An 11,817-nucleotide genomic window follows, 5' to 3' on the forward strand; every position below is an offset into this window, starting at 1 on the left:
GGTATTATAGGAAAAACGAACCAAATACCAATTCGCGGAGGGGTTAATCATGAAAAAGGTAGCATACATTGCCGGCGGTATATTGATCGGATTCGTTCTTTCGACATCGGCCGGCGCGTTTGCGGACAGCGTTAAGTCACTCGTCGGTAAAAAAGTTTCCGGAGAATACACCGTCATTGTTAACGGGCAGAAGCTCGCTGACAAAGGCGCAGTTATTGACGGAAAAGCCAACGTACCTGTTCGCGGAATATCTGAGGCGTTAGGAGCGGATATCAAAGTGGAAGGAAAAACAATAACAGTTACAACAGAAAGTCCGGCAACTGAAAGCGCACCGACAAACGTTTCCGGACAATTTTCAGGTATGTCCAAAGAAGGTATTGAGGAATCTATAGACGTTCTAAAAACGCGCATACTCGCACCTACGCAAGAAGGACGCGATAAGATAGCTAAAGAGATCGAAGGATATAAAGCGGCCGGGATGAAACCGGAAGATTACGCAGCGAGAACGAAAGAACTCGCTACCTACGATGCGGAAATAGCAAAAGCCAAAGCCGACATCGCGCAAGCCGAAGCCGCACTCGCCGCGCTAAAATAAACGAATGAATAACGCAAGGTCTCGCCAACATCGGCGGGGCCTTATTTGCGTTATACAGAAACGGAGGAAACGCGCAAATGAAATCACGCACACTACTCGAATGTACCGTTGACCTGGCGCAACCTGTGTCGGAACTAACCGCAGTCATATCCGCAGTCCTTGCGTATCATCCGGTCAGCCAGGCGGACATTCTCCGCGCACTTGACCACGAAATTGGAACGGCAATGGCTGCGTTAGAAACGGAGGCCGACGATGGAGCAGGCGATATTTAATAGCGCGCTAAAGGAGGGCCTATTTGCGGTCCTATTCGTCGTAGCCGGATTCCTACTTTGGCGTCAGATGGCGCGGATACAAGACGACGGTCGCGCCCGTGAAGACCGGATGATGGCCGCCGCCAAAGAACGCGAGGATCAGATGTATTCGGACGCGCTGCGAAGAGAGGAACGTTTGATGCGATTGGCCGAGGATTTAACGGGGCGCTTCGAAACGCTGGCGTCTCAGTACGAAGGTCTATCGTTGGATGTAACGGAGATTAAAAGCGTTATGAAAGGGGAGCGATAACGTGAACTATCGCAAAGATTATATTCCGAAAGGTACCGCGAATAACAGGCGGCCCGGCCTCGCTATGAATGCGACAACGATTACGATACACAATACGGGTAATCCGTCAAGTTCCGCGGCTAATGAGCGCGCCTGGCTGACGAACGGGACGAACTCGCGGACAGCTTCGTTTCATGTCGTAGTTGATGAGCGCGAAGTTATCGAATGTATTCCGCTGAATGAGAACGCTTGGCACGCAGGGGACGGAAGCGGCGCATCATCGGGAAACCGTACGTCAATCGGCATCGAAATCTGCGAGAGCGGAAACTACGCAAAGACGCTAGATAACGCGGCTACTCTAGTTGCGTCGATGTTGAAGGAGCGCGGATGGGGCGTTGATCGATTACGTCGCCACTACGATTGGTCCGGTAAAATCTGTCCGCGCTTAATGTACGATGGTGGCGCGTGGACCGGATGGGGTCTGTTTAAAGCGGCGGTACAGGCGAAATTAAACGAAAGGGTGGCGGACTCTAACGTGAAGAAAGACGTAATCGTAAGCGTAGTTGTTAATGGTAAGAAAGTAACGGACGGCGTGCTTGACGGAGGTACCACGTATACGCCGGCGCGTGCAGTAGCGGAAGCTCTAGGCGCGAAGGTAACGTGGGACGCGAAGACTAAAACGGTGACGATTACGAAGGAGGACGTATAATATGTACGAAATCGGCGTAGTGGTTGCGGTCATTATTGCGATCGGTGAGTTTGCGAAATTGTACGTGGCAGCGAAGTGGATTCCGCTGTTATCGATGGTGCTCGGATTAGGCGCGGGTCTCTTTTACATTCCGGTGGATTCCGTTACGGACGGGATTATGACGGGTATTATGGCGGGGCTGGCTGCGTGTAAGCTGTATGACATCGGCGCGAAGGTAGTCAAAAAGTCCGGAAATTAACGGAAATAAATGCGGCGTAACTGCTACTCATGACGTATAATAAGATATAGTAGCGTGGGACGCCGCGCATACATAACACGGAGGGATAACGATGTTCCTAGTAATGTTTATCGTCGGCATTGTCGTACTTGCACCGATCATAGCGGTATGGACGAATATTAAATACTGGCGCGCAGAGAAGGTAAGCTGTCCGCATTGTGGAAAAGAGTTCCGCTTAATGGACGGCAGCCTCAAATGCCCGAAATGTAAAACGCGCGTCACACGCACATCGGACGGACGGCTCGTAACTTCATAACGCAAGACATAGCGCTCATCTCTCCGGAGGTGGGCGCTTTTCTTCGTTTATGGGCCGCGCTGCAACCACTCCGGAACCGACGGATCGACGTACATATCCGTACTCAACCCGAGATACTTCCGCATAACCACGCTCGCGTCCGCAGCCATCATCGTCCACCGTATCCGCATTTGCGATTCATAGCCGCGGCATTTATAGCGCGCCGTCACGCCGTCATTATCCGTTACCTCTTCGTAGACTTTGATGCCGCGCTGACGGAATCCTTTGCGTACTTCGTAGAGGTCTGCGGTAATCTTGCGCTGAGCTTCCGCAATGACGTCGACATACGGGCCCGGCGTCTTTAGCGTTGCGTTGATGAGCGCAATGTCCCGTTCGAATGCGGACAATACGCGCGGTAGTATGATGTGCGATTTGATTAGCGTGTGGTCTTGCGGCGTGATATCGATCATGTGCGGGGCTCCTTCGTTATAGAACGTTTGTTCCTAGTATAGCGCGGAAGGGGCGTAAACACAACGTAGCATCCACGCTTGCCTCCGCCTAAATATTACCGTATAATAACGTTAAGCCAAACGCACAGAAGCGGGAGGCTAAAACGATAACACAACGTATAAATGAACGGTGGGTCCTCGTGTGTTTGGGCGCATATTTAACGATAAAATAGCGAAAGAATGCGGATATACAAGCGAAAACAGCTTAAAATCCTGCGGTAGGTGACTACCGTACCGGTTCGATCCCGGTCCTCGGCATCTTAAAAAGAAAGATCGCATGACGCTTGTTAACCAAGCTGCATGCGATCTTTTTTTGTGTTCTTTAATATGATTGTGATATCATTGCGGGCCACTTTACCATGCAGTTCATAAACATAAACGCTGCATAATACATATCAGAAGGTACATTTATCTGACTTTTATGAAGAGACGGAACAATGGTGTATACTATCCATAGGCATATATTACCTTTACCTTGCTGAACGATATAAGTTCAACTACACATTTACACGATAACAGCGATCGGAAGGTTATGCTGTCATCGGAGTGCCAGTGTAAATAAGCATATTTGAACTTATATAGAGTCACAAAACCAATAAAACAATCTTATGGACGGAGGACTCAAGTTTATGTTGAAACAGCTTAAGCCATACAAGGTGTTACAGGAGCGCAGAATTGAAGAATTGAAATCGGATGCGTATCTGTTGGAGCACCAGAAATCCGGAGCCAAAATCGTACTTTTGTCCAATCAGGACGACAACAAAGTATTCAGTATCGGTTTCCGCACACCCCCGGAAGATGATACAGGGGTAGCCCATATCCTCGAACACTCCGTGCTCTGTGGGTCCAAGAAATTTCCGGCCAAGGATTCTTTTGTTGAGTTGCTGAAAGGTTCTTTGAATACATTCCTAAACGCCATGACGTATCCCGATAAGACGATCTATCCGATCGCGAGTCGTAATGATCATGACTTCCATAATCTGATGGATATATATCTGGACGCGGTATTGAATACGAATATTTATGAGAATGAAAAGATATTTTTGCAGGAAGGCTGGAACTATAATCTGGCCTCTGCGGACGATGAGTTAACCTACAACGGAGTTGTATATAACGAGATGAAGGGTGCCTTTTCTTCACCGGAACGAATGGTGCGCAGAGAAGTGTTGAACTCCCTTTTCCCGGATACTACATATTCCTCCGAGTCTGGCGGTTTCCCGGAAGCGATCCTGGATCTGACCTATCAGGGGCTGCTGGATTTCCACACGAGATACTATCATCCTTCCAACAGTTACATCTATCTCTACGGGGATATGGATATGGAAGAGAAGTTGCAATGGCTTGATGAGAACTATCTGAGTGCATATGATCGAATCGAGATTGATTCCGCCATTCAACTTCAACCTCCCTTTGCAGAACGGGTAGACACAGTTAAGACTTACTCTGCGGGAAGTACGGAATCCGAAGTGGATAACAGCTTCTTGACCTATAATGCGGTGATTGGCACAAGTCTGGACAAGGAACTGAACATTTCGTTCCAGATTTTGTTATACGCCTTGCTGAACGCTCCGGGAGCGGTATTGAAACAGGCGTTGCTGGATAAAGGAATTGCGAAGGACGTCTACGGTTCGTATGATGACAGCCTGTATCAGCCTGTGTTCACGGTGGGACTGAAGAAGAGCAATCTGTCGAGCAAAGAGGATTTCCTGGGAACTGTCCAAGAAGTGCTTGAGCGTGTGGTGAAAGAAGGCTTCGATCCTAAGGCGCTCCTTGCTGGTATTAACTCCTATGAGTTCAATCACAGGGAAGCGGACTATGGCAGAATGCCGAAGGGTCTGATCTACGGATTCTCTTCCTTGCAAAGCTGGTTGTACGATGATGAGGCACCTTTCACCCATCTGGAGGCTAATGACGTATTTGCTGAGCTGCGGACAAAAATGAACGAAGGTTACTTCGAACAACTGATTGAGAAGTATTTATTGCAAAACACACATACTTCTTTTGTGGCGCTTACCCCGGATAAGGGGCTGAACTCACGTAAGGAGGAGGCGTTGAAAGCACGGCTGAAAACCATTCAGGCCGGACTTAGCGAGGAAGAAGTTCAGACACTGATTCAGAAAACGGAAGCACTCGCCGAATATCAGAATACACCTTCAACCAAAGAGCAGCAGCAGGTCATTCCGACGTTATCGATTGAAGATATTGAACCGAAGGCCTCTACGTTGCATCAAACGGTGAACCAGGTCGACGGCACAACTATTCTCCATCATAACCTTTACACCAATGGAATTGGTTATCTGAGACTGCTGTTTGATATCAAAGAAGTGCCACGTCATCTCTTGCCGTATGCAGGTTTGCTCAAGAATGTACTGGGTTACGTGGATACTCAAAACTACTCCTTCAATGAATTGTCCAATGAGATTCATATCCATTCGGGCGGTATTCATAGCGGGATTGGATCGTATGCCAACGCCCATAAGCACAATGAATTCAAAGCCACCTATGAGTTCAACGCAAAAGTGTTATATGACAAGCTTGGATTTGCCTTTGACATGATCCAGGAAATTGTGTTCACATCCCGATTCGATAATTCGAAGCGGTTATATGAGATCATCTCTCAGATGAAAGGTAATCTGCAACGTAATCTGATCAACAGTGGACACTCTGCGGGAATTGGACGGTCTTCGTCCAAACATTCAGCGGTTGCGGATTTCAGAGAAGCTGTAAGTGGTATCGCCTTTTACCAATGGCTTGAGGATCTTCAGGCGAACTTTGAGGCTAGGAAAGAAGAGTTATCTTCCAAGCTGCAAGAGTTGACGGGGTATATTTTCAGACCAGAGAACTTGCTTGTTAGTTACACTGCCGATGAGCAGGGATATGAAGGACTGGAGCAACAGGTATCCGATCTGAAAGCGAGGCTGTTCACACATGAGGTTGGCAAGGAAGAGTTTACGTTCCTACCTGCTACTCATAAGGAAGGATTCCGTTCCCCGTCAGAGGTGCAGTACGTGGTGCAAACGGGCAATTACATCGACAAAGGATATCAATACACCGGTTCACTACGGGTCTTGCAGGGCATCCTGTCTTTGGATTACTTATGGACCAATATCCGGGCCAAAGGCGGAGCTTATGGTTGTATGTCAGGCTTCAGACGGAACGGAGACAGCTACGTTGCATCGTATCGTGATCCGAACCTCGCTAAAACGTACAAAGTATATGAAGAGATACCGCAATATTTAACCGATTTCCGGGCAGACGAGCGGGAGATGACACGTTATATTATTGGTGCGATCCAGGATCTGGATACGCCGAGAACCCCTTATGGCGAAGGAGCATTCTCTCTGGAGTGTTATCTGTCGAATGTGACTGAAGCGGATCTGCAACAGGAGCGGGACGAAGTATTAAGCACGAAGGAAAGCGACATTATCGGTTTTGCAGGGCTCTTGTCAGACATCCTTGAACAGCAACAGCGCTGCGTAATCGGGAATGAGAACAAGATCGAGGAACAGAAGCAAATGTTTGACGAAACGCTGGATTTAATTAAAAACTAAACGTCAGTCTCGCTGATTTTCGATTCAATTAACGTCAAATGCGAAAGGCACTTTTATGAGCTGGTTCCAACAGCTTATAGAAGTGCTTTTTTAACGGGTAGCAATGAAGTGCGACTATCCCCTCCCATATGAGAATGGGTGACACGCTGCATTGTTCAAGTGACAGCAAGCATGTTGTATATTTTTAAAGTCCGCAGATCTTCCTTTGAGATTTTCAATTCATTATACAACTCCTGATTCTCGGGCAGCGGGGTTCTGGAGAATAACATTTTGAGCGCGATCGGCATGAAAGGTCTGAAGGAGACACCAGCCATCAGTCCCCACTTTTTCTCCGATTCCTGAAAAGATGCCAGAATATTAATATATAGATTCTCCAGCGGCGTGGCCTGATTTTTCAAAATCAGCGTGGTGAGTGTATCATAATGCTCGGTGTGGCCCCAGTACATATTCTCGCATTCTTGATAGTTCTCAAAATCCTTCACATTCATATACATCACGGTGCGATAACGGTTGGCATCCGATTGAGCCATCATGTCAATGACGCACCGAATGAGACTGTTGTTACGCCCGTCATAGAAGTAGGAATAGAAACGGGTGGAGTTCTTGAAAAAGCTGGACGGGACCGCATTCATCAAGGGAGAAGCGTGTCTTGGCTCTTGGTACAAGAGCTGCTCCACCTGAATGTTGAGCGCGTTCGCAATATGATGTAATGTGACCAGATCAAGTGTAATATCTCCGCTCTCATATTTGGACAGGGTGCCCTTGCTCTTAAAGATCTGATCCGCCAGCTGTTGGATGGTCAGTCCCCGCCACTTCCGAAAGTTTCGTATTTTCTTGCCAACTTCCTGATTGATATTGTTCATAACCGGTTCTCCTTATGCAATGTTTCTTGAGAGTACGTGAAAATGATGAAAGTCATTCATAAAAATGATGTTACATGAGAAATATATCACTTTCTCGACGAAAAACCTATTCTGAGGAAACAATAAACTTTATTTGTTTCGTCAGGATAGATTGTATTGTATTTGATGCAATTTCTACGTCATGGAATAATAGATCTCATACGACACGAACCGACAATGAAAAGTAGAGCAGACAGAGGAGCAGAAGCTATGAAATATGACTTTGATGAGATTATAGATCGCACAGGTACAAATGCCATGAATACGGATGGTTTCCGTCAATATATTTTTAACGCTTCAGAAGATATGACATTTCCATTTAAGGACGAAGAATTCATTCGCATGTGGATTGCAGATATGGAGTTCGCCACACCTCCCAAGATTCTGGATGCAGTGAAGGAACGTTTGGACCGCAGAATTATGGGTTACTCCCAGGTGTTTGATCCGGCATACTATGAAGCTGTCTCGAATTGGATGAAAAGGTACTATGATTGGTCCTTCCCGAAGGAGCATCTGGAGACCTCGAACGGAATCATCCCCGCTTTGTATGAACTGGTGGAATATATCTGTCAATCGGATGAGAAAGTACTGATTGTTACCCCGTCTTATGGTTTCTTCAAGTCAGCTGCGGAGCATAATGATCTTGAACTGGTATGTTCAGATATGCTTAATGAGCAGGGGCGTTACTCGATTGATTTTGAGGATTTTGAAGCCAAGGCTAAGGATGAGAAGGTGAGAGTGTGTATTTTCTGCAACCCGCATAATCCGTCTGGACGCGTCTGGACAACGGAAGAGTTACAACGTGTGGGTGAGATCTGTCTGAGGAACAATGTATGGATTATTTCGGATGAAATTCACTGTGATCTGCTGCGGACTGGCAAAAGACATACGCCACTTGCGAAGCTGTTCCCGGATACGGATCGAATCATTACATGCATGTCTCCGAGCAAAACATTTAACATGGCTGGTCTGATGTTCTCCAACGTCATCATTACGAATAAGGCACTTCGAGACATCTGGCAGGCACGCCATTATGGTTTCAAAAACCCACTGAGCATTGCTGCTACGCAAGCGGCTTACGAAACGGGTGATGAATGGCTGAAACAGTTAAAAAGTTATCTCGACGCCAATTTCACCTGCGTGGAAGAGTATGTGAAGCAGCATCTGCCACAGGCTGTCTTTCACATCCCGGAAGCCACATATCTGGCCTGGATTGATATCTCGGCCTATGCTCCCCAAAATGTAAGTTTACCGTTATTCTTCGCGGAGCAAGCGGGTGTATTGCTCGAAGATGGTCACATGTTTGTAGCGAATGGCGAGGGCTGTATTCGGTTGAATCTGGCTTGTCCGCGTTCTGTCCTTCAGGAAGGATTACGGAGAATCAGTCGTGTGCTTGTAAAAGAAGTCGAAGAGGTGCCCGTTCAAGTATAACGTCATCAAGTCATCCAAAAAAGTCATCATGCAACAACGAGGTGACTTTTTTGGATGACTATACTGAACGTAGCAAGAACAAGGTTTAATTTGAGGTGAACTTATACCCTGATGCACGATTCTGGTCTGCTGTCCCCGGTTATGTTAAAATGGTGGATAGTCTATGAGTTGCATGACATGCGGCTCTCAGAAGGAAGAGCCCGGTAGTTGGGCTGCACGTAATTGCATTCATCAGGGGAAAGGAGCCTATACATATGTTTGGAAACGATTGGGACAAGGTGCTACAGGAAGAGACGGAAGCCGAATATTTTAACAAAATTCGTTATACCCTCGCCGCCGAGTACAAGACGCAGACGGTCTTTCCGCCGAAAGAAGACTTGTTCTCCGCACTGAAGCTGACGCCATATCATCAGGTTAAGGCTGTTATTATTGGCCAGGACCCTTATCACGGAGCGGGTCAGGCTCACGGATTAAGCTTTTCGGTTAGACCGGGGGTACGCGTACCTCCTTCTCTGAAAAATATATATAAGGAGCTACAGGCGGATCTCGGCCTCCCAATTCCGAATCATGGATCTCTAGTCCACTGGGCTCAGCAGGGAGTTCTGTTGTTAAATGCTGTTCTCACGGTCCGTGAAAGTCAGCCGAACTCGCATCAGACATTGGGCTGGCAGACGTTTACGGATGCTGTCATTCGCGCGCTGAATGAACGTTCAGAGCCAATGGTCTTTATGCTGTGGGGAAGTCATGCCCAGAAGAAAGGTGCATTTATTAACAGGGACAAACACCTGGTACTGGAGTCTACACATCCCAGTCCGCTGGCCGCGCATCGCGGATTCCTCGGCAGTCGTCCCTTTTCCAAAGCCAATGAATTCTTGACCTCCAAAGGTATTGAACCGATCGATTGGAAGATACCTGAAAACTAGACAGATGGAGGTGAGAACATTGCGACATTGGATAGGACGAAAAGTAGCGGTATATCGTGCAACAGGCATACGGGAGCCATTGAAGGGAACGCTGGTGGAGTGGGATGAAGAAGCGGAATGTGTGCGGATCGGACCGAAACGGATTAAGGTGTCGTTTGACAATATCGCAATGATCAGACCTCTTCCCGAAGAGAGTCTTCCCTTAAAGAAAGCACGTTCTGAAGTGCACAAGGTTGGATATGTGATGAAAAAGGCAATACAGTTCGAAAATGCAATCTATTTCAAGTCACAGGTTATGATCTGGCGCCGGGCCAAAATTGTAGCGTTATGCACGACGATTCTGCGTCATGACGAGGATCAGGTTGAACTTGCAGATGGTCGGGTTCTTCGTAAAGACAAGCATATGTTTGTCGTACGTTCACGCCGTGGCATACGTTAGATATACGAAGATTTAATACTCATTTCATGCAAAAATCATACGGATTTAATGTTTGGTCTGTATATTAGGTAGTAACAACCCCTTCTAAATTGATGTGTATTGATATGGGAGCCCGGCCGGCTGCAAACGGTCGGGTATTTTTTTGTCCATGGGTTCTGTTAACCTGTTGTACATACCCATAACATTCATGTTATATACTATTAAGATAGATCATGATAAGGAGTGAAATCCATTGAAACGTATAGCTGTTTTTGCAGGCTCCAATCCGGGAAATCACCCCGATTATACAGAGAAGGCTGTTCAACTTGGCAAACAGATTGCCGATAGTGGGTATGCGCTGGTTTATGGTGGTTCTTGCATGGGTCTGATGGGTGCAGTAGCCGATGCTGCTCTTGAGCAAGGGGGAGAAGTAATCGGGGTTATGCCTACGGGATTATTCCGGGGTGAGGTTGTTCATGGAGGGCTCACACAACTGATTGAAGTGGGAACCATGCATGAACGCAAGGCTACGATGGCTGAATTATCCGATGGCTTCATTGCGCTTCCCGGAGGTATGGGTACATTTGAAGAACTATTCGAGGTACTGTGCTGGGCACAGATCGGCATTCATCGTAAGCCTGTTGGCTTATTGAATGTCAACGGATATTATGGACCACTGATGAAGATGGTAGAACATAGTGTACAGGAGGGATTCTCTAACACCTCGCATCTCAGTCTGTGGAGTCTGGAATCGGATCCGGCTGAACTGATCAAGCAAATGTCATCCTATATTCCTGCAGAGTTGACTCAGAAGTGGTCACAACTTAACGGGAAATGAGTGCATAAGAAGAATGCCTGTACCCAATCATTCCTCGGGAGAATTTTCGATCTGCCCAAGCAAGTTGCGCTATCGGACATAGTCTATAGTGTACTTTGATGAAGAGGGGAGTGTCACTGATGAGCGAACTCAAAGGTACAGGTTACGGGTATTGCGGAGGCTTCGGTGGTGGAGCATGGACATCGACAGGTGCAATTCTTGTATTGTTCATTCTGTTGGTTATTATCTCACGCACATTCATTCTGTAATCCGGTCAGTATCCCGGGACGGGAATGACGTTGCAGAGGCAGCGCCCGAATAAAAATGACCTTTCCATAGAGACGCCGGTATATGCCGGCGTTTCAGGGGAACGGTTTTTTGACATTTCCAGATATATTGAATGATTGAAAAAGCAAAAACCTGCCCCTGAATAATTTCAGAAGCAGGAGAAAGCCTCCTGAGCCAATAGCTGCGCAACAAGCAGTCTACACTACCACAGCAGTTTGATCCGGAACACTTAACGATTTCCAGGCGATATATAGCCCGATGGCAGCTGCAATCAAGGATAGTATTGCTGCAACAATAGCCAGCTGATCCAGTGTGCTTGATGAAGTGGAGTTAAAAGAACGCTGATTAGCCGTCTTGCCGGATTTGTTTTTGATATGGACAGATGATCTGGAAAGCCTGGAAGCCGACTGTAACTGGGATGTGTGAGCACGCGTAGGTATCGATTTTTTCTTTGAGGGATTCAATAGTCAACCTCCTTATAGCGGAGTTCGGTGCTTCCATCGTTCATACTATGTTATGTCGATTTTCAGATTGAGTTCGCAAAAATGAGTGAATCCCCAGCCCGTTAGATAATCAACTTAGCCGCTAGTGTTAGCGAAGCAGGCAACCCATTATACGCTCC

15 protein-coding genes are annotated in these 11,817 nt (G+C 47.0%); 12 read left to right on the forward strand and 3 right to left on the reverse strand.

The features are described from left to right. The first annotated feature begins 49 nt into the window (after positions 1-49). The 6 genes from MKY73_RS08875 to MKY73_RS08900 all read left to right on the forward strand — a co-directional run bounded on the left by MKY73_RS08875 (position 50) and on the right by MKY73_RS08900 (position 2,377). Complete coding sequence (locus MKY73_RS08875; RefSeq protein WP_339306933.1) at positions 50-595, forward strand: stalk domain-containing protein; 546 nt, start codon at positions 50-52, stop codon at positions 593-595. Between the two features lie 77 nt (positions 596-672). Next, positions 673-867 (forward strand): hypothetical protein, encoded by a 195-nt coding sequence (locus tag MKY73_RS08880; RefSeq protein WP_339306935.1) that lies wholly within the window; start codon positions 673-675, stop codon positions 865-867. Then, positions 848-1,156 (forward strand): BhlA/UviB family holin-like peptide, encoded by a 309-nt coding sequence (locus MKY73_RS08885; RefSeq protein ID WP_047843606.1) that lies wholly within the window; start codon positions 848-850, stop codon positions 1,154-1,156. The genes MKY73_RS08880 and MKY73_RS08885 overlap by 20 nt, the downstream gene beginning before the upstream one ends. A gap of 1 nt (position 1,157) precedes the next feature. Beyond that, entirely contained in the window at positions 1,158-1,844 is a 687-nt protein-coding gene (locus MKY73_RS08890; protein ID WP_339306937.1) for an N-acetylmuramoyl-L-alanine amidase, read from the forward strand. A 1-nt stretch (position 1,845) separates the two neighbouring features. Further along, a complete protein-coding gene (locus tag MKY73_RS08895) occupies positions 1,846-2,082 on the forward strand; it encodes a hypothetical protein (RefSeq protein ID WP_339306939.1) in 237 nt (78 codons plus the stop codon). 91 nt (positions 2,083-2,173) lie between these two features. Next, positions 2,174-2,377, forward strand: coding sequence for a DUF2614 family zinc ribbon-containing protein (locus tag MKY73_RS08900; protein WP_339306941.1), 204 nt, complete (start codon positions 2,174-2,176; stop codon positions 2,375-2,377). A gap of 47 nt (positions 2,378-2,424) precedes the next feature. Here the strand turns inward: MKY73_RS08900 and MKY73_RS08905 are convergent, their stop codons facing one another. Further along, positions 2,425-2,826, reverse strand: coding sequence for a hypothetical protein (locus MKY73_RS08905; protein WP_339306943.1), 402 nt, complete (start codon positions 2,824-2,826; stop codon positions 2,425-2,427). A 668-nt stretch (positions 2,827-3,494) separates the two neighbouring features. Here MKY73_RS08905 and MKY73_RS08910 point away from each other — a divergent pair. Next, positions 3,495-6,416 carry an insulinase family protein gene (locus MKY73_RS08910; RefSeq protein ID WP_339306945.1) on the forward strand — a complete coding sequence of 974 codons (2,922 nt, stop codon included), beginning with the start codon at positions 3,495-3,497 and terminating at the stop codon, positions 6,414-6,416. A gap of 155 nt (positions 6,417-6,571) precedes the next feature. On the opposite strand, the gene MKY73_RS08915 is transcribed toward MKY73_RS08910, so the two are convergent. Beyond that, on the reverse strand, positions 6,572-7,279 hold the full coding sequence (locus MKY73_RS08915) for a helix-turn-helix transcriptional regulator (RefSeq protein ID WP_017687366.1): 708 nt from the start codon (positions 7,277-7,279) through the stop codon (positions 6,572-6,574). Between the two features lie 249 nt (positions 7,280-7,528). On the opposite strand from MKY73_RS08915, the gene MKY73_RS08920 reads away from it, so the two are divergent. From MKY73_RS08920 to MKY73_RS08940, 5 genes are all read left to right on the forward strand, one after another. Next, the gene (locus tag MKY73_RS08920) at positions 7,529-8,749 is read left to right on the forward strand and encodes a MalY/PatB family protein (protein WP_339306947.1); all 1,221 of its coding nucleotides are present in this window, start codon (positions 7,529-7,531) and stop codon (positions 8,747-8,749) included. A 254-nt stretch (positions 8,750-9,003) separates the two neighbouring features. Then, on the forward strand, positions 9,004-9,672 hold the full coding sequence (gene ung, locus MKY73_RS08925; RefSeq protein WP_339306949.1) for a uracil-DNA glycosylase: 669 nt from the start codon (positions 9,004-9,006) through the stop codon (positions 9,670-9,672). Positions 9,673-9,691: 19 nt separating this feature from the next. After that, the gene (locus MKY73_RS08930) at positions 9,692-10,111 is read left to right on the forward strand and encodes a hypothetical protein (protein WP_315937091.1); all 420 of its coding nucleotides are present in this window, start codon (positions 9,692-9,694) and stop codon (positions 10,109-10,111) included. Positions 10,112-10,343: 232 nt separating this feature from the next. Continuing rightward, positions 10,344-10,928: a TIGR00730 family Rossman fold protein gene (locus MKY73_RS08935; RefSeq protein WP_091014155.1), complete on the forward strand. Its 585-nt coding sequence runs from the start codon at positions 10,344-10,346 to the stop codon at positions 10,926-10,928. Between the two features lie 119 nt (positions 10,929-11,047). Beyond that, on the forward strand, positions 11,048-11,176 hold the full coding sequence (locus MKY73_RS08940) for a hypothetical protein (RefSeq protein ID WP_255319930.1): 129 nt from the start codon (positions 11,048-11,050) through the stop codon (positions 11,174-11,176). A gap of 216 nt (positions 11,177-11,392) precedes the next feature. Here MKY73_RS08940 and MKY73_RS08945 read toward each other — a convergent pair whose 3' ends face one another. Then, entirely contained in the window at positions 11,393-11,659 is a 267-nt protein-coding gene (locus MKY73_RS08945; protein WP_091014158.1) for a hypothetical protein, read from the reverse strand. Positions 11,660-11,817 lie beyond the last annotated feature (158 nt).

This window comes from Paenibacillus sp. FSL R5-0519 (genome assembly GCF_037974275.1).
Classification (GTDB): domain Bacteria; phylum Bacillota; class Bacilli; order Paenibacillales; family Paenibacillaceae; genus Paenibacillus.

Excerpts from the sequence above, each read along its gene's own strand:
- MKY73_RS08915 (WP_017687366.1), bottom strand. The coding sequence starts at position 7,279 with ATGAACAATATCAATCAGGAAGTTGGCAAGAAAATACGAAACTTTCGG.
- MKY73_RS08910 (WP_339306945.1), top strand. The coding sequence starts at position 3,495 with ATGTTGAAACAGCTTAAGCCATACAAGGTGTTACAGGAGCGCAGAATT.
- ung (WP_339306949.1), top strand. The coding sequence starts at position 9,004 with ATGTTTGGAAACGATTGGGACAAGGTGCTACAGGAAGAGACGGAAGCC.
- MKY73_RS08920 (WP_339306947.1), top strand. The coding sequence starts at position 7,529 with ATGAAATATGACTTTGATGAGATTATAGATCGCACAGGTACAAATGCC.
- MKY73_RS08900 (WP_339306941.1), top strand. The coding sequence starts at position 2,174 with ATGTTCCTAGTAATGTTTATCGTCGGCATTGTCGTACTTGCACCGATC.
- MKY73_RS08880 (WP_339306935.1), top strand. The coding sequence starts at position 673 with ATGAAATCACGCACACTACTCGAATGTACCGTTGACCTGGCGCAACCT.
- MKY73_RS08885 (WP_047843606.1), top strand. The coding sequence starts at position 848 with ATGGAGCAGGCGATATTTAATAGCGCGCTAAAGGAGGGCCTATTTGCG.
- MKY73_RS08905 (WP_339306943.1), bottom strand. The coding sequence starts at position 2,826 with ATGATCGATATCACGCCGCAAGACCACACGCTAATCAAATCGCACATC.
- MKY73_RS08895 (WP_339306939.1), top strand. The coding sequence starts at position 1,846 with ATGTACGAAATCGGCGTAGTGGTTGCGGTCATTATTGCGATCGGTGAG.
- MKY73_RS08875 (WP_339306933.1), top strand. The coding sequence starts at position 50 with ATGAAAAAGGTAGCATACATTGCCGGCGGTATATTGATCGGATTCGTT.
- MKY73_RS08940 (WP_255319930.1), top strand. The coding sequence starts at position 11,048 with ATGAGCGAACTCAAAGGTACAGGTTACGGGTATTGCGGAGGCTTCGGT.